Raw genomic sequence first — 21,467 nt, forward strand, 5'->3', positions numbered from 1 at the left:
TTTACGAGCTTTTTTTATTGTTACACTTGTTCTAAACCATTTGGAGTAATCTTAAAGGAAATTTCTTTAAACTTTTTCTTATCTCCTTTTCCAACGAACTCACTATTTTTGTACCAGCTTAAACGATCTGATTCAGCATGATACACTTTTACTACATCACCATACTCGAACATCATACCATTTACTTGTTCTGCAAAATTCTTTGAAGTCTCTTGCCCTTCTGCTGTTACATGCTTTTTCTCAGTTCCGTTTTGATCATATAACGTAATTCCCATATATAATTCATTATTAAAGTAACTATGAATTTGTTCATTTGTAGACGTTACATGTAGTTTCTTATCATCATGATTTAACGTTACAATAGAACAAACAACATTACTAAGCCCTTGATATACAATGCTATCTCCATATGTTACTTCTACTCGTACTTCTGTCACTTTCTTATTCCCAAAGCGATCTTTCGTTTCTACTTTTACTTTTTGTTCACCAATTTTTGTTGTATTTGGCTTTTCTACAAAACCTACTACTTCTCCATCTTTCACTTGAACAAAATCTTTCGCTTCTAATTTTTCAACATCTGTTCCGATTACTACTTTTCGTGGCATTGCTGTTACTTCTTGTTGAGCTTCCACTCTCTCAAAGCCTTGCTCTGTAATTTTAAAGAATACTTCATTTACACCATACTTTGTATCTACGAACTCATTCTTTTTATATACTTTAAAACGATCGAATTCTCTCTGATAAACCTTTACTATATCCCCGTATTCAAAAGCCATTCCATTAAATTGTTCCGCAAATCCTTTTGTATTTTCAGATGCTTTTACCGATAAAGCTTTCTTCTCTTTTCCACCTTTATCATATACAGTCATCGCCATATATTTCTCATCCGCAAACGAAGTATGCATTGGACCTTCTGAATCTGTTGTACTGAATTTCTTTTCTTCATGATTTAATGTAACAATCGATTTAATATTCGTTCCGCCGTGCCATGTACCAAAGAACATAATACTATCACCGTAAATTACTTCTACAGGAACTTCTGTCACTTTTTTATTACCTAAACGATCCTTCGTTTCTACTTTTACTGTTTGTTCACCAATTTTTGTTGTATTTGGCTTTTCTACAAAACCTACTACTTCTCCGTCTTTCACTTGAACAAAGTTTTTTGCTTCTAATTTTTCAGCGTCTGTTCCAATTACTACTTTTTGTGGCACTGCCGTTACTTGTTGCTGAGCTTCGATTCTCTCGAAACCTTGCTCTGTAATTTTAAAGAATACTTCATTTACACCATACTTTGTATCTATAAACTCATTCTTTTTATATACTTTAAAACGATCGAATTCTCTCTGATAAACCTTTACTATATCGCCGTATTCAAAGACCATTCCATTAAATTGTTCCGCAAATCCTTTTGTATTTTCAGATGCTTTTACTGATAAAGCTTTCTTCTCTTTTCCATCTTTATCATATACAGTCATTCCCATATACTTCTCATCTGCAAATGAAGTATGCATTGCACCTTCTGAATCTGTTGTGCTAAATTTCTTTTCTTCATGATTTAATGTAACAATCGATTTAATATTGGTTCCGCTATGCCATGTACCAAAGAACATAATGCTATCTCCGTATATTATTTCTAGCGGTACTTCTGTTACTTTTTTATTACCAAAGCGATCTTTCGTTTCTACTTTTACTTTTTGTTCACCAATTTTCGTTGTATTTGGCTTTTCTACAAATCCAACTACTTCTCCATCTTTCACTTGAACAAAGTTTTTCGCTTCTAATTTTCCGGCATCTGTTCCGATTACTACTTTTTGTGGTACTGCTGTGACTTCTTGTAAACCATGGATTAATTCATATCCTTGCGGGGTAATTTTAAATAATTTTTCCTTTTTATTTTTAGCTTGCCCTTTGTCTACACGTTTATTGTCATCATACCATTCTAAATACTCTGGCTGTATATGGTATACCTTAATGATGTCTCCATACTCAAATGACATTCCATCTAACTCTTTCACGAAATTCTTTAATCCTTCATGACCTTCCGCGGAAACATTCTTCTTTTCATTCCCATTTGCATCATAGATCGTAACACCTACATATTTTTGATTTCGATAACTATGATCCAATATGTTTCTTACTAATGTCGTATTAAATTTCTTATCGTTATGATTTAAAGTTAACACAGAATTTGTATTCCAATATGATTTAAATGCCATACTATCTCCATACACAACGTTAACTGGTACAGGAATTGCATTTACATTTCCTTGTGCATCTACAATTTCTACATTCACTGTTTGTTTTCCATTTTCTTGTTTAGGCCATGCTATTTTCCCTGTCGCTTTTACATTTTGTCCTAGATTTTTTACAAGTTCACTTGCCTTTTTCTCATCAAATTCTGTACCTATTAAAATATCTGGTACTGTATTAACTGCTTCACCATAAGGAACTTTGTATGCTTCTACTTGTTTTTCACGAATCGGATTACTATCTCTCGATAACCATATTTCATTTTTCGGTTCAGGTAATTGTAGTTTATTTACTTTTTCTATCGTATCCGCCTCTGCATGTAATCCCCATTTCGCAAAGTAAGAAATTAAATTTTGTCCCGATGCTTTTGAAGCCATATAGATAAACATTTGCTTTTTCTCTCTACTCGAAATAACCTCATTAGTATCTAACATAGAATATTCTGTATCAGATAACACTCGATACATTTGATGTAACTTCGGATAGAATTGATCTCCATAAATTAAATGCAACTGCCAGAACATAATAATTGGATCTGCTTTATCAAAATTCTTTTGATCATCTGGTTGTTTCAAATATGCAAATGCATCTTCATAACGACCATCTACTTCCATTCGCGATTTATTTCCAAATGCTAGCTGAACAGCTAGGCTATAAATGTTAACTGTTGTCTCACCCATGCCTTCTGACAACCAAGGAATCTGTTGGTGTAGGTGTCCCACTTCATGCCATGGTCCCCAACCATCAGTTGTAAACTTCTCGATATCTAATACATACTCTATCGATTCTTTTGCATACCCTGTCAGATAATTATTTGCATACATATATGGGCTAGTTGGGTATCTCGCTTCAATAAATTGAATATAATGTTTCCCTGGATTCGCAACTCCAATGCCATCTTCCGATAATCCAGATAATGCATTTTCAATCCGAATTGCTTCATCATGCTTCTTCATTAAATCTGTCGGGTCAGTCTTTTGCATGTTTTTTTCTACTTTTTCATAACTTGTAGTTATTAAACTTCTATCACCCTTTAATTCTATCGCGTAAGGGTTTTTATATTTTTCTAACATTTCATCCCAATCTTTTTTCGTATGTTTCCCTAGTATAAATAAAGGAAAATGAGTACCTCCACTTATAACAGTCGCTGTAACTTCCCCGGTATTATTCATATTATAAAAATATAAAATCCCTCCATTAGGCGAAGAAATAATATTTTTACCAGGATTTAAATCGAACTCTTTTGGCTTTTCCTTGTCATAAGCTCGCGTTCCTATAAACGCTTTAATAGATTGATTTCCTTTTATTTCAACTTTAATTTCTTCATCTGGTTTTGCATAAATTCCAGTTGGTTCATTTGGTGAAAAGGCAAATTGCATCTTTAAACGGTCCCTATTTTCTTCTACGCTACCTTTCCCAGGCAAATGAAACGTTCTCTGCTCCAAACGATTCTCTTTACTCTCTTCCAACTGCCCGCCCTTATTCTCTTCCAAAGGCGCCGCATATCCTTTTGATGCTTCGAAAGCTACTGGTGATAATAATGTAGATATACATATACCTGCTACTAATACCCTACTCTTTTTCTTCTTTGACATAATCTGTGTCCCCTGTCCTTTTTTTAGACAAACCATCCTATATATTCGTTTAATGAAAAATCCTATTATCTTTATAAAAACATTTAACGAATAGACTAACACCTCGCGCACCTGTATCTATTACTACCGCATTTCCCTCCATGTATTCGCTTTCTTACATTGTACAATTTTTATGTAATATCCCCTCCTCACTTCTCTCTATTTGTGATGAGTTCTCTTGCTACATAAAAAAGAGAATAGTAAAAGATATTTTTCAGTATTGTCATCTATACATCTAAAAATGTGAACAACAATAGAGTTTTACATTTTCTTCATATATGACCATCTATAGGTAGTTTTTCCAACTGAATTGTACACGCTTTACACTTTGTTTGATAGCCTCTCTAATTAGAATAATGTTACAATTTCGTGAATAAAATCCATTTATTGTAACGTTTAGATTTCTCCATATTTTATTATTTTTAAATACTTCTTCAAACGTTAAAATAGTGTTTCACTCGATTAATTATTATCTTGATATACCTTTAAAAAATTCATATGAAAAAGCATTGGCATATACCAATGCTTTTTCATTATCTCTTTTGATTCGGTTTATGCGGTTCATTTGGAGTATATGGCTTATTTGGAGCCTCAGCCTTTTTCCAACTTACCGCTAACTCTGGACTTGTTTTTTCTTCACTACGCTCAAGTAATACTACTGCATTTTGAATAGTCGGTGTACCTTTATGCGCAATCCCTTGTAATTTCGTTAAATTTCCTGATACTTTAAAGCTAAATCCACCAGCTGGTGTTTGTTTCGGAATTAAAATGCGGAACTTTTCTCCTACATTAAATTCTGTTTTTGTTTCGCCTTTTTCATTTGCAAATTTCACGCCCGCTGGTGCACCTGTTGCTTGCACTTTATACGTTCCACTTTTTGCATTTGTTTCTACTGTATATAAGCCTGTTTCAAAGAAATCATTTTTTAAGACTGCTTCTTGTTCTTCTGTAGGAGTTACACTCATCGTAATTTCTTGTAGTTCTTCGCTAGCGTTTGCTTTTGCAACGATATCTTTTGTTACTTTCTCTACATTTTTATTTCGGAAATCTAAATCATTAACATCAATTTGTTTTAACGCATTCCATACTGCAAGCTGCGTTGCGTAATGCGCCTCTCTCCAATCAGATACTCCTAATTCTTGTGGGCTCTTTTGTGGATATCCATTCAACAGTACACGGTACACATTAATATCCACTTTACCCATTTCTGGTAAATCTTGACCGCTCGGAGATTTTAAATCTACATTTAAGCAAAATGCAATTTTTCCATCTGCCGTTTTAATAAGTTCTGTTCGAATTGGTTTCTTCTTTGACTTACTATAACTCCAATCCATTTGATACTTTGTATGATCCATAACTTCTGCGAATGCTTTTTGAAGTGGGAATAATACAAATAAGACACTTAAAAACATAGCTAAAAGTTTGAACGATTGCTTTATATTCATGTTTACAGCCCCTTAATAACAAACTTAATACTAAGTAGTATTTATTTAGAAACTATTTTTATGCAAAAAAAAAGAGTGCTTTTAAGCACTCTTTTTTCTTACCTTAATCTTAGAAATCGAAGTTATCAGGATCTGGACCAACGCGATGATTTTGATTTAACGCATCGATTTTTTCCATATCTTCTTTCGTTAATTCAAAGTTAAATACATCTGCGTTTGCAATAATGCGGTGTTCTTTCGTTGATTTTGGAATTGTGATTACTCCATTTTGAAGATCCCAACGTAAAATAACTTGCGCTGTTGTTTTACCGTGTTTCTCAGCAATCTCTTGTAATGTTTCGTTATCTAATAATTGACCTTGCATTAGTGGTGACCATGCTTCCATTTGAATACCTTGTTCTTTACAGAAAGCTTGTAGTTCTTTTTGTGTTAAACGAGGGTGGTATTCTACTTGGTTAATCATTGGTTTAATTTCTGCATCTTTCATTACATCTTGTAAGTGATGGATTTGGAAGTTACTTACACCAATTGCACGTACGCGCTTTTCTTTATAAAGTGTTTCTAGCGCTCTCCATGTATCTTTATATTTTCCTTCTGAAGGCCAGTGAACAAGATATAAATCTAAATAATCTAGTCCTAATTTTTTTAGACTCTCTTCGTATGCAGCGATTGTTGTTTCATACCCTTGATCTGCGTTCCATACTTTTGAAGTAATAAATAATTCTTCTCTTGCAATACCAGTCGCTTCAATACCTGCACGAATTCCTTCACCTACAGCTTTTTCATTTCCGTAAATTGCAGCTGTATCGATGCTGCGGTATCCTGCTTTAATTGCTGATTTTACAGCTTCTACAAGTTCTGGTCCTTCTTCTACTTTAAATACACCTAAACCGAACCAAGGCATTTCTACACCGTTATTTAATACTGCTTTACTTTGTAAGTTTTTCATTTTATTTTCTCTCCTTTTATTTTACTTGATCTCTTTTTTCTAATGTCATGCTCCACGCTGTTAAAATAACAGCGGCTACTACCATAAGGCCACCTACCCAAGCAGTATGGATTAATCCTAATGAATTCGTTACAAGGCCACCTATATAAGAACCTAAAGCGATCCCTCCGTTAAATGCGGCAATATTAATTGCTGAAGCAACATCAACCGCACTCGGAACAAAGCGCTCTGCCAATATAACTACATATACTTGTAGCCCCGGAACATTCATAAATGCGAATAGTCCCATGAAAATAATTGTGATTAATCCAGCTACTTTAAATGGCGCTGTAAATGTTAAAACAAATAATATAATCGCTTGAATCAAGAACATGTAAAATAGCGCTCGAATCGGATTATGATTCGATAATTTTCCGCCGACCATATTCCCTATCGCAATTGCGATTCCATACACTAATAAAATGATAGTAACAGTACTTGCTTCAAATCCTGTTACTTCTTGTAATAACGGAGATAAATACGTAAATGTTACGAATGTACCGCCGTATCCAAGTGCAGTAATAATGAAAACAAGTAATAGTCTTCCATTTTTAATTAATTTAAATTGATCACGAAACGATACAGGTACACCATTTTTTAAATTAGATGGGACGAGTATACTGTTTGCGATGAAAGCAATAATTCCAATTACAACAATCGCCATAAATGACGCTCTCCAGCCAAATTGTTGACCGATAAATGTTCCAATTGGCACACCAGTAATAGTCGCAACTGTTAATCCAGTAAACATAATCGCAATTGCGCTAGCACGTTTATTCTCTGGTACGATTGCAGCTGCAATTGTAGATCCAATTGACATAAACACACCATGTGCAAACGCAGATACAATTCTTGCAATAATTAATACAGTGAAGCTTGTTGCTACCGCCGCAATGCCATTACCAATAATGAAAATAACCATAATCCACATTAATAATGTCTTTCGCGACATACTAGCCGTTAACGCTGTTAAAACAGGAGCTCCTACCGCCGCTCCTAACGCATATAAGGAAACCGTTAAACCGGCTGTTGTAACCGAAACATTTAAATCTTTTGAAATAGATGGTAGTAAACCGACACTAATAAACTCGGTCGTACCAATCCCAAACGCACTAATTGCTAGCGCTAATAAAGCAAACATACTTCTTCGGCTCGTCTGAGCTTCCGAAGATGGTACTGTATATGAACTCAATTGAATTCCTCCTTATTACAAGAAATCCAATCATAATAGTATGATAAAAAGGCCCTTTTATCTTCTAAAAAATATATTTCATACTTACAAATGCTATTATGAATGGTTTCATTCCTTTTTTGAAGAACGCACTTTAAAGTACGATAGGCACTAAAAAGTAACATAGTCACTTTTTGGTACCGTACTACTCATTTGCCTCTTACATGTGCTATTATGAAACATATTTAACATAATAAAAAGTACGTACTTTAAAGTGCTATAGGTACTAAAAAGTAACATTTGTATGATTTAACTTATTTTACTTACAAAGGGAGGATTTCATATGAAGAAATACAATATTCCTGTAGAGGCGACTTTAGAAGTTATCGGCGGAAAATGGAAGGTTGTTATCCTTTGTCACTTAACGAAAGGTACAAAGAGAACGAGTGAACTAAAACGTTCCATGCCTGGTATTACACAAAAAATGTTAACACAGCAATTACGTGAATTAGAAGACGACGGCGTCATTCAAAGAAAAGTATACAACCAAGTCCCACCGAAAGTAGAATATTCTCTTACCGACTACGGTTGGTCTTTAGAATCCATTCTTGATTCTCTTTGTTCTTGGGGCGAATGCCATCTTGAAAAAGAAGGTAACACATCGATGCTAATTGCAGAAGGTGAATAATAGGAAAAAGGAAAAAACGAACATGAATTGGTTCATTTTTTCCTTTTTTTCTTTATATATATGTACATTTCTAACTGGAACAAAATATTTTATACGCTTTCATACCTTGTCAGCACTACGTTATACACTCAATATCAAATAATTAGGAATCATTTTTATGTTAACATAGGTGTATATAGTATATAATATAGGATATATATTATATACACTTTCCGGTAACGGAGCTTTTCCATTATGCGGACAAGCCATGTATCGGACAGTTCATAAATAATAAGTAAGACGTTATGGTTTTAGATTTATGTCAGCTTACTTGCTGTCATAAATTTAAAGGCATTTTATTGTGTTTTGTGAAACTTTGTATAAAGTTTCGTAACCGTTTACTATCTTACTTATAAAAAATAAGAGTATTGCTATCGTAAAGGAGAATTGGAGATGCCAGAAACTATGACTCAAACAAAGCCAGAACAAGAAACTGTACAAATTTCTGCTAGCCAAGGACAACTTGATGTACTTGATCAGTTGTTAAAACCTGAGGTACAAGAATCATTAACAACACTAGTAGAACAGCTTCCAAAATTAACTGAGCTTGTTAACATTTTAACTAAGTCTTATGACTTCGCTCAAACTGTTGCTACTGATGAAGTATTAAAAAGCGACACTGTTGGTGCAATCACAGAGCTTGTAGAACCTGTAAAAGATACAGTGAAAAGCATGGCTGCTACTGCAATCGAAGCGAAAGATCGTGCTGACGAAAGCAACGAAGTTATCGGCCTGTTCGGTCTATTAAAATTATTAAAAGATCCACAAGCACAAAAAATGTTCCGCTTTGTGAACGCATATCTTCAAATTAGTGCAGAACGTAACAATAAATAAGTTAACTTATAACAACAATTAGTAAAGACGGGGGATATCATACTATGTCAAAACAAATTGTCATCTTAGGCGCTGGTTATGGCGGTCTTCTTGCCGCTTTAAACGTACGTAAATATTACAGTAAATCAGAAGCACAAGTTACAGTGATTAACCAATACCCAACGCACCAAATCATCACTGAACTACACCGCCTTGCAGCTGGTAACGTGTCTGAGCAAGCAGTTGCAATGCCACTTACAAAGCTTTTCAAAGGTAAAGATATCGATCTTAAAATCGCAACAGTTGAGTCATTCTCAGTTGATAGCAAAGAAATCAAACTAGCTGGCGGCACTACTTTATCTTACGATGCACTTGTAGTTGCTTTAGGAAGTAAAACTGCTTACTTCGGTATTCCAGGACTAGAAGAAAACAGCATGGTATTAAAATCTGCTGCTGATGCAAACAAAATCTACAAACACGTTGAAGACCGTATTCGTGAATACGCGAAAACGAAAAACGAAGCTGATGCTACAATCGTAATCGGTGGTGGCGGATTAACTGGCGTTGAGCTAGTTGGTGAGCTTGCTGACATTATGCCTAAACTTGCAAAAAGCCACGGCGTAAATCCAAAAGAAGTGAAACTTCTTCTTGTTGAAGCAGGTCCAAAAATCCTTCCAGTATTACCAGACCACTTAATCGAACGTGCAACTACTAGCCTAGAAGCGCGCGGCGTTACATTCTTAACTGGTCTTCCTGTAACAAACGTTGCTGGCAACGAAATCGACTTAAAAGACGGTCAAAAACTTGTTGCTAACACATTCGTTTGGACGGGCGGCGTACAAGGTAACCCATTAATCGGTGAATCAGGTCTTGAAGTTAACCGTGGACGTGCAACAGTTGATGCATACCTACAATCTACTTCTCACAAAGACGTATTCGTTGCTGGAGACAGCGCTGTTGTCTTCGCTCCAGACGGACGTCCATACCCACCAACTGCACAAATTGCTTGGCAAATGGGTGAGTTAATTGGATACAACTTATACGCAGCACTAGAAGGCAAAGCATTCGAAGAGTTCGCACCTGTAAACTCTGGAACACTTGCTAGTCTAGGACGTAAAGATGCGGTTGCTACAATTGGAGCAAGCAATACTCCACTTAAAGGCTTACCAGCATCATTAATGAAAGAAGCAAGTAACGTTCGTTACTTATCACACATTAAAGGTCTATTCAGCTTAGCTTACTAATCTGAATATAAGCCCGAATCATGCCCTGCATGGTTCGGGCTATTTTTATCCCGCATTAACGGGCAGTAAAACCTCCACCTTAAAATACAGTGAATGCAGGGATGAAGTTGGAAGATTAACTGCCCGTAAAAGCCCGATTGGTTCAACTAATAATCAGTGGGGAGGAACACCCCCCACTGATTAAAGTTTCACTTTATCCGTAATTTTCTCTAACTTATTTATTCGGCAGAAGAATCGTATAACCCTTTTAATTATCTAAATTTACTGATTATTTTATGTCCAAATTGTGTATACGAAAAGATGGAAGTATTCTTCCTACTCCCATCCTTTCACACAAACTATTCGCCTAACTTCACAAGGCTGTAATTCTTCTTCCCTTTACGGATAATAATAAATCGTCCATCAAATGAATTTTCTACAGTAACATCCGTACCCACATCTGTTACTTTCTCACCATTCATAGAAATCGCTCCGTTATTAATATCTTCACGCGCTTGTCGTCTAGATGGTTCAATTCCTAAATCAACTAGCCACTCTACGATGTTTTTCGTCTCTTTTGAAGACTGGAATGTTGGCATCTCTTTAAAACCTTGTTCAATTTCATCAGCTGTTAACGATTTAATATCTCCGCTAAATAACGCTGCTGTAATTTTCACAGCTTGCAGGAATGCTTCTTCTCCATGAACGAATTTCGTCATTTCTTCTGCTAGTACTTTTTGTGCTTCACGTTTATGAGGCTCTGTTTCCACCTTAACCGCTAATTCATCAATACGCTCTTTCGTTAAGAACGTAAAGTATTTCAAGTATTTAACGACGTCACGGTCATCTGTATTTACCCAGAACTGGTAAAATTCAAACGGTGTCGTTTTTTCAGGATCAAGCCAAACCGCACCACCCGCTGATTTACCAAACTTCGTACCGTCCGATTTTAATAATAACGGAATCGTTAATCCGAATACTTTCGCCTCATGACCTTCTAACTTACGAATTAAATCTAAACCACTCGTAATATTTCCCCATTGGTCACTACCACCAATTTGCAGTTGAACATCCTCTTTCGTGTATAAATGATGGAAGTCCATCGCTTGCAAAATTTGGTACGTGAATTCCGTGAAAGAAATACCTGTATCCAAACGGCTTGCTACAATATCCTTCGCTAACATGCTATTGATGCTAAAGTTTTTCCCGTAATCACGTAAAAACTCAATAATATTTATTTCATGTGTCCAATCATAGTTATTTACCATCTTCACTTCGCTATTTCCACCAAAATCAAATAGCTTTTTCATTTGTGCTGTTAACGCATCTACATTATGCTGAACCACTTCTAACGTTTGAAGTTGACGCTCTGATTGTCGTCCACTCGGATCACCAATTGTTCCTGTTGCCCCGCCAATTAAAATAACAGGATGATGGCCGGCTAATTGGAATCTCTTCATCATCATAAACGGAATCAAATGTCCGATATGCATACTATCACCGGTTGGATCAACTCCGCAGTATAGTGAAATCTTTTTCTCTTCTACTAGCTTACGTAAGCCTTCTTCGTCAGTCTGTTGATTAACGGCGCCGCGCCATTCTAACTCATCAATGATATTCATCTTTTGTCATCCCCTTTATTTTTTTAAAACAAAAAATCCCTATGTCTATGACATAGGGACGATTATTCACCGTGTTACCACCCAGTTTGTATAAATAGCATAGCTACTCATACCACTCTTAGCAATAATATCGATTGCCAGTCCGCTTAGCATTACCTAAGATACTCCAGAGTGTAATTCACAAGTTTGTTTGTGCTAGGTTCCAGCAACCCCTAGCTCTCTCGTTAACAGTGACAAACTGCTACTGGGCTCTTTCAACGTATGTTATTTGTTAAATTATTAGCCATTATATTGAATTGAAAACAAATTGTCAACAATACCCAAATATTATTTTAAAATAATTCATATCTTCATACGTATTTCTTTATTCCTTATCTTCTCCAATAATCCTTACTTCTCGCTCCAACTTCACGCCAAATTTCTCTTCAACTGTCTTTTGTACGAAGTGAATTAAATCGATGTAATCTTGTGCTGTTCCGTTATCAACATTCACCATAAACCCAGCGTGTTTTAAAGAAACTTCTACTCCACCAATTCGCTTACCTTGTAGTCCTGAGTCTTGAATTAACTTACCAGCAAAGTTATTTGGTGGGCGCTTAAATACGCTACCACATGAAGGATATTCTAGAGGCTGTTTTGACTCACGTTTAAACGTTAAATCATCCATTTTTGCTTTAATTTCTTCATGTACACCTTCTTCAAGTTCAAATCTCGCTTCAAGAATAATGTAATGGTTGTTCGCAAATACACTCTTACGATATCCAAATTCAAATGCTTCTTTCGTCAAAGTACGTAGCTCTCCATCACCTGTCATTACGACAGCTTCTGTTAATACAAACGAAATTTCACCGCCGTATGCACCAGCATTCATATATAATGCTCCGCCAACTGAACCTGGAATACCACAAGCAAACTCAAGACCCGTTAAGTTATGGTCTAAGGCAATACGTGATACGTCAATAATTGCTGCACCACACTGTGCTACAATCGTCGTTCCTGTTACAGTAACACCTGTAATATGAATTAAACTTACTGTAATCCCGCGAATTCCACCATCTTTAATAATGACATTCGATCCATTTCCTAAAAACGTAACTGGAATATTATATTCGTTCGCATATTTAATAACTTCTTGAATTTCATCATAATTTGTAGGCGCAACAAAAACATCTGCTTTTCCGCCAACTTTAATATGCGTATGATTCTTTAACATTTCATCTTGTTTAACATGTCCTTCAGGCAATACCGTACTTAAATATTTATAAACCTCTTGCATATTCATTTTACGATTCCTCTATTTCTATATTCATTTTATCCCGTTATACGGGCCCATAATATCCCCACGTACATGAAAGAACCTAAAGTGGTGGATACAGTGTACCCAAAATCAATTCGAGACACCTATAAACCTCTTAATTTATAAGAGGTGCCACTCATATTAAAATATATATTGCATAATAAAGCAACCCAAATGGACTACTAAACTTGACATGTCATCAGAAAGACAACAATTTGTAAAATATGTGACTTTTTCAAAACACTATCCCTCAGTATCTTACTATACCACACAAAAAGAAAGTGGTATTTTTTTGTACTTTTTACTTTATTTACATCAATAAAAAAAGAGCACATCCGACAGAATGTGCTCTTTCTATACTCTTTATATTACTTTTCGTTCTCTTCTTTTTCTTTATCAAACCATAACAGCTCATCGTTATCAACTTCACCATTATAATTGATTAAAATTTCTTCTCCTGCTTTTATATCCTTATAAGCATAGAAGTTAAACGTATGGTTCTCGAAGACAATATCATACGTTGCATTCGGTGTATATGAATGATTAAATAACATACCGTATCCTAAAAGGATTGCCGTATGATTGATTCCATACTCAAATGCGTAGTCAGCAAGTAATGTTTTCTCAATATGTTCATGCTGTTCATTCGGATAAGAGATAACTGGTGCTGCGTGTATCAACTCACCTTTTTTAATATCACGAGTTGCAAATACACCTCTATTAAATTCTCCATCACTAAGTTCAGAAGTCTTAACTTCGATCATATGCGTCACCTATTTAATTCTTTCTTTGAAGTATTTTAATTCCGCTATTAGCTGAATTTTATCTCCTTAAGCTTGGCAGAAAACGCGCAGAAAAGCAATTAAATTCCTATCAAGTATTCGTTTCAATGAAAAAAGAGCACATCATTCGTGCTCTTTCCAAGCAATATTACTTTTCTAAAATATCTTCTAACAACTTCACTTGCTCGCTAACAGTTTGTAACGTCTTCATTGACGTATCATTTCGATGTTTTTCTTCTTCCACACTCGCTAGCACTTCTTCTGTAGCTGTAGAAGTTTGCTGAATTACGTTAGAAGCATGCGTAACATCCTTTACGATATTCGTCGTTTTAACTTGGAAACTTTCTTGATGAACAACAACCTCTCGCATTACTTCATTAATCGCATCAATAAACTTCCCTAAATCAGTTACATTTGTTAAAACGCTTGCTAACATCTCGTTACATTCTTCTTGTACTCTTTCTGACTTTTCTACTTGCACTTCTACCTTACTTGCTTGATTACTAAACTCCTTCAAAATCCCTTGAATTCTTCCCGCAGAACGATTTGATTCTTCAGCAAGCTTTAACACTTCACTCGCTACAATAGCAAAACCTTTTCCATGCTCGCCTGCCCTCGCAGCTTCAATATTTGCATTTAAAGCTAGCAAACTCGTCTGACTTGAAATATTCGTTATTACATCTACAATTTCATTAATTTGTTTCGATTGCATCATTAAATCTCTAAATATAATTCCAGACTGTGAAACAACATCATTTAAACTTCTCATGTTAGTTTCAAAATTTCTTAGAGTATGTACACTACCTTTTGAAATTTCTAAGCTTTCATCCACACGAGCCGATGCAGTTCTTACTTGAGAGATGATTTGTTCAATATTTCCCTCCATATCATTCAATACTTCTACCGAACGATACATCATCTCTGATTGTGATTGCGTACCAACTGCCACCTCTTCAAAGGCAAAATTAATTTCACTCATCGATTCCATCGACGTGTTCATATTTTGTCTTAAATGATTGAAATTACTATCTAGTTTCACAACTGTTTCTTCAATAAGTCTTTGCGTCTCTTCTAACTCCTGAGCTTTTCTCATTACTTCTTGCTTCTCATCACTTAAACGAAGGAGCAGATTAGAACCGATTTTCGTGACGCCCCACATAGCGATTGTTACAATCGCTAACAAACTTGCGAAATTAGCAGCTTCAGACGAGGCTGTATAAGCAAAAAATTGCTCCGGCCAATAGCTACAAAGGATAAATGTGATCACAACAGCTACCCCGCCAAGAATTAAAATGAGGCGCTCACTTAAGTAAATAAGTGAAACAGCTAATGTAAAATAGACCATTTGAAATACAGCCGGGCTTTCATTAAAGGCTTGTACCATAATGTAAGACATTGTAAGCAACATAAATGTCATGATATATTTATACGCTGATTCCATACTTTTTATAAAAGTAAAAAGCGTTCCAAATGCAACGACAGAAATACCACAAATCCAAAACGCTATTGCTCTCTCTGTAAAAATATATCCATAATACCCAATTGCGATTATCCCAAGAAAGAAACTACAAATCGTTATAAACAGTAATAAATGATTTTTCTGTGATTCTTTCTCAAGGTTAGAAAAACAAGTCCTCTTTAACCACTCCATATGAAGCCCCACCTTCTACTTATACATATCAATTACTTCAGTTTAAATACCGCACTTACTGGGTTATGATCGCTATTTTCAAACTTTAAATCTTTCCCTTGTACATTTACAATCTCTACATTCGGTGAAACGATAAAGCCATCAATAATAGTGACGAAATTTTCACCTTCTACATATTTCTTTACATCATCTCTCACAGTCATAACAGACGGATCTACAGCCCACTTAAAGCCACCGTCTGTAAAGTCCTTCGGTAACTCTACTAACCACTCAGGGCGCTCTTTCACGAACTTCGGATCACTTAATTGAGCGTTTGAAACTAATTGATTCCAATCTCCGCCCATTATTACGTAATCACCATTTTCATAATGCTTGTTCATATATTCTTTTAAGTACTCTACTTGCTGTTTTCTAATTTTCCCGCCTTCATCATAAGCAGACAAATGTAAATTTACGAGTCTAACATGTTTCCCATTATTAACAGGAATTTTATATTCCACAATTGCTCGATCTAAATCAAACAAACGCTTTGGCCAAGGCTCCATTCCAGGAAGCTGGAACCTCTTCGCTTCTTGAACAGTGTATTTAGAAAACGTACTTAATCCAGCCTCCGCATATCCCATTGGATTTGTTATTGGCACTGGAACCCATTTCGTATCGTAGTTCTTGCCAAATGATGAAACATAATCAGGTAATCCTTTTTTCAAAAATTCATGTTCATTTACATCAAATGAACGAAGTGACTTTATATCAACTTCTTGTAATAGTGCAAAATCACTATTCTCATTTTGTAAAAACGAAAGCATATTCTTTAAATTAGTTTCCGTTTGCTCTTTACTACTTGAACCAGATCCCTTTCCACCATCCATAAAGAAATCTTGATCCTTATCTAACCCAGCATATCCAATATTAAATGTTGTAACTTTAAACTCATTTCCAGTCGCTAATACGCGCTCCTTATTATTCTCCACCTTCAAGCTTATAACATCAGCAGGCTGTTCTTTAGTAAGTGTCATATACGCTAGAAATCCTCCTACAATGCCCGCTACTACTAAAACACATGTAAATACGATTTTTAAAAATTTCTTCAAATAAATGACTCCTTTTCACGCGAATTTATTTTTCTTTATTTTCAGTCAAATAAAACAAAACGACACACATAAGAAACATTTTATCATAATTAAAACCGTATATCACTATATTTAGTTGATAAGTAATCGATCCCATTTTAATTACTTGAAAAACCTTCAGACATCAAAAAAAGAAACGTTACACCCACCTCCTCACTGGAATTTAAACGGTATATTTAGTACACTATATGTAATAATCCTAGGCGATGGAGTTCGCCATAAACGCTGCTTAGCTAATGACTCCTACCAGTATACATACTGGTAGGAGTCTATTTTTTTGAGCAATCTATTTAAAGAGGTGAGAAAATTGATTTATATTATCGTCGGCATTGCCGGTATATTAGGAGCTCTTTCTCGTTATTATTTAGGTCTTAATATCACCACATTTTGGCATCATTCATTTCCATTAGCAACATTACTCATTAACTTAATCGGTTGCTTCTTCTTAGCGTGGCTAACTACTTATATCGCCCGGCTAAACATCTTACCTTCAGAGGTCATCACAGGCATCGGAACTGGATTCATCGGTTCCTTTACGACTTTTTCAACATTTAGTGTAGAAACTGTGCAATTGATCAATCATTCTGAGTGGAGCATAGCCTTCTTATATGTATCATGTAGCATACTTGGTGGCCTCATTATGTCTGGCCTTGGCTATACACTTGGAGATTTCTTAATTAAGAAATCTCTTACGGAAGGTGATTACTCATGATAGAAGCCTTATTAGTCGCAACAGGAGGATTTTTCGGTGCGATTACACGATTTGCAATTAGCAATTGGTTTAAGAAAAGAAATAAAACACAATTTCCACTTGCTACATTCCTTATTAATATAACAGGGGCGTTTTTACTTGGATATATAATCGGCAACGGAGTTACTACAGGCTGGCAACTATTATTAGGTACTGGATTTATGGGTGCATTCACTACATTTTCTACGTTTAAACTAGAAGCCGTTCAACTTCTCAATCGAAAAAATATTAGCACTTTCCTTTTATACTTAAGCGCTACGTACATAATTGGTATCCTCTTCGCATTCCTTGGAATGAAGCTAGGCGGAATATGAAAAAAAGCGACTCTATTGAGTCGCTTTCTTTCATAAGAAATATGTCCCGCCATATGGAATAGAAAATAAACCAGCTGGATGTACATCGTAATGTACAATTTGCATCGGAAGCTGTGAATACGGCATATACTGACTTTGCATCATTTGTGCAAAATATGCTTGTTGTTGCATTTGAATAGCTTGATTCATAGCATGAATTGTTCCCTGTGCCCCAGCCAGCGTAATAGCTGCTCCTACTTGTCTTCCATTATAAAAATGATGGTTCATCATGATTCATCTCACTTATTCTTTTTCTTCCATATGGTATGTTTCTATTTCATAGTGAGTATTTTGTCCCTATTGGTAACCCCTATTTATTGCCCTTTTTCAGCTTTGAAGTAATAAATCCAAATAATAATACGCCAATACCACTAAGGAACAATACATAACTTATCGGTACTAGGAAAAAGAAAGGTTCTTCAAGGAATCCATCCGCTCCTACTTTACTGTTTGAAGCATGTATAGTTAAAGAAATAATCGCTAAAATCATGAAAGAAATAGCTACTACGTATTTATTTTTCATTTCACATTCTCCTCTACTCATGTAATTCTCCTTAGATTCTTAACATCATATTATCCAAAAAACCATTAACAGTCAATAATTATTTATCGTTTAACAATAAATAATTATTGACTAGAATAATAACAAAAAGGTTTACGAAGCATATTAAATCACTTCGCAAACCCTCTGTATTATAAATATTTACACTTCAAACCTCTTGCTTAATACAATATACATTGCGCAAAATAGCACGAATATCCCAGCATAAATTAACAAAATCTCTACACTAAACATATCCGACAATGGCCCAAATATTATCATTCCTAGAGGAAGCGCGCATGAATTCGCAATTTGTACAAGACTGAACATCCGTCCGTGCATTGATGGTTCTACTTTTTCCTGCAATAACACAGTAACTGGTGTATTGAAGCACGGCATCGTTATACCAATTAAAAAATTAAATACTAAATACATAATAAATATCGGTGCTATTCCGAGTCCAATCATAAGCAGTCCATATAATGCACAAGCTAGCGCTGTTGTATGCATACGATTACGAAAACCACCCCACGCGGCAATCAATACGCCACCAGCTGCCGCACCAGCACTAAAGGTCATCTCACTAGCAGTAAGTCTCCACATTTCGGCCCCGAAAGAACGAGTTACCATTAAAGGTGTTAAAAAAGCAGCTGGACTTATTAAAATCATGACGATAATTAATAAAACGATTAGCCTTTTAATAAATACATTTTCTTTTAAATAAGAGAATCCTTCTTTAATTCCTTGTAGATTAGATTTTTGCTTATTCTCTGCATTCACATGTCCCTCTACTTGAATGATAAGCATAATACTAATTCCAATCATAGCCGTAATAACATCAATAAAAAATGTTGTTTCAATGCTGGCAATAGAAAGAATCGCCGCACTTGCTGCTGGAGAAAGAAACATAATTAAAGATGTAATACTGCTATTTATTCCATTTACTTTCATAAGATACTCTTTCGGAACGATTTGCGGAATTAATGCATTCACAGCTGGCGTTTGTACTCCTGTTCCAGCTGAACGAATGAGTAACACAATAAAAAGTAACCAAATACTTTTATATCCTGTTAAAAATAAAATTGCTAAAACTAACGTCGCAATCGCTATAATTCCATCCGATAACATAATCATCTTTTTACGGTCATAACGATCAATCCAAACACCTGCAAACAAAGATATCGCAATTTGTGGTAGAAAACCGCAAACAGTTGAAATAGTCAACATCACTCCTGATGATGTTGTAAGGGTGATATACCATATAATCGCGTATTGTACGAGAGAGGAACCGAACAACGAAATAGTTTGAGCGGTCAAAAATAATATAATTTTCGTTTTCCAATTGTTTTCACTCATATGTTTCACACCCCCTTAACTATTCCTGTCTCTATATGAAAGATGCTATCTGCCCAATCAAGATAAAAACTCGCTTCGTGAGATACGAGTATAATGCTGCCCTTAAACTTAATTAGCGCCTTTTGCAAAGCTTCCTTCGCTTCTGCATCTAAATGATTTGTCGGCTCATCTAAAATTAATAAGTTACAAGGTGATAATAATAATCCGCACAGTTTCACCTTCGATTGTTCACCACCACTTAACGTACGAATTTCTTGCGAAACGTGCGTATCCTTCACTCCACACGCAGCTAAATGATGGCGTATTTCCTTCATATTCAGTTTAGGAAACTGTTCTGAAATAATTTGAAGCGGCGTTAAAGAATCATTGCTCCAATTTAAATCTTGCTCATAATATCCAATCTTTATTTGCTCTGAAAAGTGAAACTCTCCAGAAATACTATCAATATTTCCAACGATTGTTTTTAATAAAGTAGATTTTCCTACTCCATTGAAACCTGTAATAACAAGTTTTTGCCTACCCATTACTGAAAAATTCAACTTTGGTAAGAGAGCGAAGTCGTAACCAACTTCAAGGTTATTTACTTCAAGAACTGTCTGAACTGAAATGGGAAGTTCCTGAAAATGAATAGACGGTTTATGAGTAAAACTTGGTGGTGCAATTCTTTCCATACGCTGTAATTGTTTTCTACGACCTTGCGCTATTTTTGAATTCACCCCAGCAATATTTCTACGAATATACTCTTCCGTTTTTTCAATTTTCTTTTGCTGTGCATAATATTGGCGAATATAATCTTTTCGCAAATGCTCCTTTTGTCTTACAAAATCTGAGTATTTGCCGTAATACTTCTTAACTGTTCCGAACTCTACATCACATATGCAAGAAGTTACCTTTTCCAGAAAATCAAAATCATGTGATACGACAATAAACGCTCCTTCAAAATTCATTAAATAATTAGCAAGCCACTCCACATGCTCCTTATCGAGAAAATTCGTCGGTTCATCTAGCAATAAAATATTAGGCTCTTCTAATAAGAGCTTCGCTAAAATTACCTTTGCACGCTGCCCTCCGCTTAATTCACCAATCACACGATTCATCCCAATCACATCAATACCTAAACCGGCTGCCACCTTATTCGTAATACTATCTACTGAATAAAAATCATGAGCCTCGAGCAGTCCTTGAATTTCTGCCGCTTTCAATAGTTGATTTTCATCTCCAGTCATCGCACTTTCTTCATATAACTTGTTCATTCTCTTTTCCATTTCATACAAATCATAAAAGGCTCTCTTTAAATATTGTGAAATGGTGTAACCCTCATCAATTTCTGCGTATTGATCAAGATGTCCAATTTGAATATTAGGTTGCCACTTTATGTCTCCCTTATCAGGAATAATTTCCCCCACCAATATTTTCATTAATGTGCTTTTTCCTGCACCATTCTGTCCAACAATTCCCATATGCTCCCCTTTATGCAAATCAAAAGAAGCATTTTCGTATAATACTTTATCTATAAAACTATGTGATAAACTTTCCACTTTAAGTAAACTCATTTTTATTCCTCTTTTCCTGAAATTAAAAAAAGCAGAGAGATAGCGTCATTCGACACTAGCCCTCTGCTTCGTGGTTTTTCCTATACTACTCCAATTTATAGTAAAGACTCATCGGAATAATATACACAAAGGGCCATAGACAAAGCATTGTCTATGGCCCCTTAATCTATTTTATAC

At 35.4% G+C, this 21,467-nt stretch carries 18 protein-coding genes, 1 riboswitch and 1 other annotated feature; of the genes, 5 read left to right on the forward strand and 13 right to left on the reverse strand.

From position 1 onward, the window contains the following. Positions 1 to 20: 20 nt before the first annotated feature. The 4 genes from ACX9TM_RS25670 to ACX9TM_RS25685 form a co-directional block, all read right to left on the reverse strand. The gene (locus tag ACX9TM_RS25670; protein ID WP_065381881.1) at positions 21 to 3,848 is read right to left on the reverse strand and encodes a putative mucin/carbohydrate-binding domain-containing protein; all 3,828 of its coding nucleotides are present in this window, start codon (positions 3,846 to 3,848) and stop codon (positions 21 to 23) included. A gap of 572 nt (positions 3,849 to 4,420) precedes the next feature. Beyond that, entirely contained in the window at positions 4,421 to 5,332 is a 912-nt protein-coding gene (locus ACX9TM_RS25675) for a thioester domain-containing protein (protein ID WP_065381880.1), read from the reverse strand. A 109-nt stretch (positions 5,333 to 5,441) separates the two neighbouring features. Then, positions 5,442 to 6,281, reverse strand: a complete 840-nt coding sequence (locus ACX9TM_RS25680; protein ID WP_000793532.1) for an aldo/keto reductase — start codon at positions 6,279 to 6,281, stop codon at positions 5,442 to 5,444. Positions 6,282 to 6,297: 16 nt separating this feature from the next. Further along, positions 6,298 to 7,461: an MFS transporter gene (locus tag ACX9TM_RS25685; RefSeq protein WP_002026553.1), complete on the reverse strand. Its 1,164-nt coding sequence runs from the start codon at positions 7,459 to 7,461 to the stop codon at positions 6,298 to 6,300. A gap of 373 nt (positions 7,462 to 7,834) precedes the next feature. On the opposite strand from ACX9TM_RS25685, the gene ACX9TM_RS25690 reads away from it, so the two are divergent. The 3 genes from ACX9TM_RS25690 to ACX9TM_RS25700 all read left to right on the forward strand — a co-directional run bounded on the left by ACX9TM_RS25690 (position 7,835) and on the right by ACX9TM_RS25700 (position 10,275). After that, on the forward strand, positions 7,835 to 8,179 hold the full coding sequence (locus ACX9TM_RS25690) for a winged helix-turn-helix transcriptional regulator (RefSeq protein ID WP_000760481.1): 345 nt from the start codon (positions 7,835 to 7,837) through the stop codon (positions 8,177 to 8,179). A 432-nt stretch (positions 8,180 to 8,611) separates the two neighbouring features. After that, positions 8,612 to 9,052, forward strand: a complete 441-nt coding sequence (locus ACX9TM_RS25695; protein ID WP_001115309.1) for a DUF1641 domain-containing protein — start codon at positions 8,612 to 8,614, stop codon at positions 9,050 to 9,052. A gap of 44 nt (positions 9,053 to 9,096) precedes the next feature. Further along, on the forward strand, positions 9,097 to 10,275 hold the full coding sequence (locus tag ACX9TM_RS25700) for an NAD(P)/FAD-dependent oxidoreductase (protein WP_000043202.1): 1,179 nt from the start codon (positions 9,097 to 9,099) through the stop codon (positions 10,273 to 10,275). Between the two features lie 338 nt (positions 10,276 to 10,613). Here ACX9TM_RS25700 and tyrS read toward each other — a convergent pair whose 3' ends face one another. From tyrS to ACX9TM_RS25725, 5 genes are all read right to left on the reverse strand, one after another. Further along, a complete protein-coding gene (gene tyrS, locus ACX9TM_RS25705) occupies positions 10,614 to 11,876 on the reverse strand; it encodes a tyrosine--tRNA ligase (RefSeq protein WP_001021108.1) in 1,263 nt (420 codons plus the stop codon). Between the two features lie 51 nt (positions 11,877 to 11,927). Then, positions 11,928 to 12,143: a binding site (T-box leader), on the reverse strand. Positions 12,144 to 12,240: 97 nt separating this feature from the next. Further along, positions 12,241 to 13,158: a UDP-N-acetylmuramate dehydrogenase gene (gene murB, locus ACX9TM_RS25710; protein WP_001057102.1), complete on the reverse strand. Its 918-nt coding sequence runs from the start codon at positions 13,156 to 13,158 to the stop codon at positions 12,241 to 12,243. A 383-nt stretch (positions 13,159 to 13,541) separates the two neighbouring features. Next, the gene (locus ACX9TM_RS25715) at positions 13,542 to 13,937 is read right to left on the reverse strand and encodes an SET domain-containing protein (protein WP_000573649.1); all 396 of its coding nucleotides are present in this window, start codon (positions 13,935 to 13,937) and stop codon (positions 13,542 to 13,544) included. Positions 13,938 to 14,103: 166 nt separating this feature from the next. Continuing rightward, positions 14,104 to 15,606 (reverse strand): DUF4077 domain-containing protein, encoded by a 1,503-nt coding sequence (locus tag ACX9TM_RS25720; protein ID WP_063219968.1) that lies wholly within the window; start codon positions 15,604 to 15,606, stop codon positions 14,104 to 14,106. Positions 15,607 to 15,638: 32 nt separating this feature from the next. Next, positions 15,639 to 16,697, reverse strand: coding sequence for an endonuclease/exonuclease/phosphatase family protein (locus tag ACX9TM_RS25725; RefSeq protein WP_000714051.1), 1,059 nt, complete (start codon positions 16,695 to 16,697; stop codon positions 15,639 to 15,641). A 232-nt stretch (positions 16,698 to 16,929) separates the two neighbouring features. After that, a riboswitch (Fluoride riboswitch) is annotated at positions 16,930 to 16,989 on the forward strand. A 54-nt stretch (positions 16,990 to 17,043) separates the two neighbouring features. Between ACX9TM_RS25725 and crcB (ACX9TM_RS25730) the strand changes: the two genes are divergently transcribed. Together crcB (ACX9TM_RS25730) and crcB (ACX9TM_RS25735) are read left to right on the forward strand one after the other, a co-directional pair. Further along, positions 17,044 to 17,448: a fluoride efflux transporter CrcB gene (gene crcB, locus ACX9TM_RS25730; RefSeq protein WP_000639315.1), complete on the forward strand. Its 405-nt coding sequence runs from the start codon at positions 17,044 to 17,046 to the stop codon at positions 17,446 to 17,448. Further along, entirely contained in the window at positions 17,445 to 17,801 is a 357-nt protein-coding gene (crcB, locus tag ACX9TM_RS25735; protein ID WP_000568587.1) for a fluoride efflux transporter CrcB, read from the forward strand. The genes crcB (ACX9TM_RS25730) and crcB (ACX9TM_RS25735) overlap by 4 nt, the downstream gene beginning before the upstream one ends. Before the next feature lie 30 nt (positions 17,802 to 17,831). On the opposite strand, the gene ACX9TM_RS25740 is transcribed toward crcB (ACX9TM_RS25735), so the two are convergent. The 4 genes from ACX9TM_RS25740 to ACX9TM_RS25755 form a co-directional block, all read right to left on the reverse strand. Beyond that, positions 17,832 to 18,071, reverse strand: a complete 240-nt coding sequence (locus ACX9TM_RS25740; RefSeq protein ID WP_000980930.1) for a DUF3947 family protein — start codon at positions 18,069 to 18,071, stop codon at positions 17,832 to 17,834. Between the two features lie 79 nt (positions 18,072 to 18,150). Then, positions 18,151 to 18,363: a DUF3955 domain-containing protein gene (locus ACX9TM_RS25745; RefSeq protein ID WP_025118109.1), complete on the reverse strand. Its 213-nt coding sequence runs from the start codon at positions 18,361 to 18,363 to the stop codon at positions 18,151 to 18,153. 180 nt (positions 18,364 to 18,543) lie between these two features. Beyond that, on the reverse strand, positions 18,544 to 19,737 hold the full coding sequence (locus ACX9TM_RS25750; RefSeq protein WP_063219969.1) for an MFS transporter: 1,194 nt from the start codon (positions 19,735 to 19,737) through the stop codon (positions 18,544 to 18,546). A 5-nt stretch (positions 19,738 to 19,742) separates the two neighbouring features. Next, positions 19,743 to 21,290 (reverse strand): ABC-F family ATP-binding cassette domain-containing protein, encoded by a 1,548-nt coding sequence (locus ACX9TM_RS25755; protein WP_000054858.1) that lies wholly within the window; start codon positions 21,288 to 21,290, stop codon positions 19,743 to 19,745. Positions 21,291 to 21,467 lie beyond the last annotated feature (177 nt).

The sequence above is a fragment of the Bacillus sp. LH1 genome (assembly GCF_057924895.1).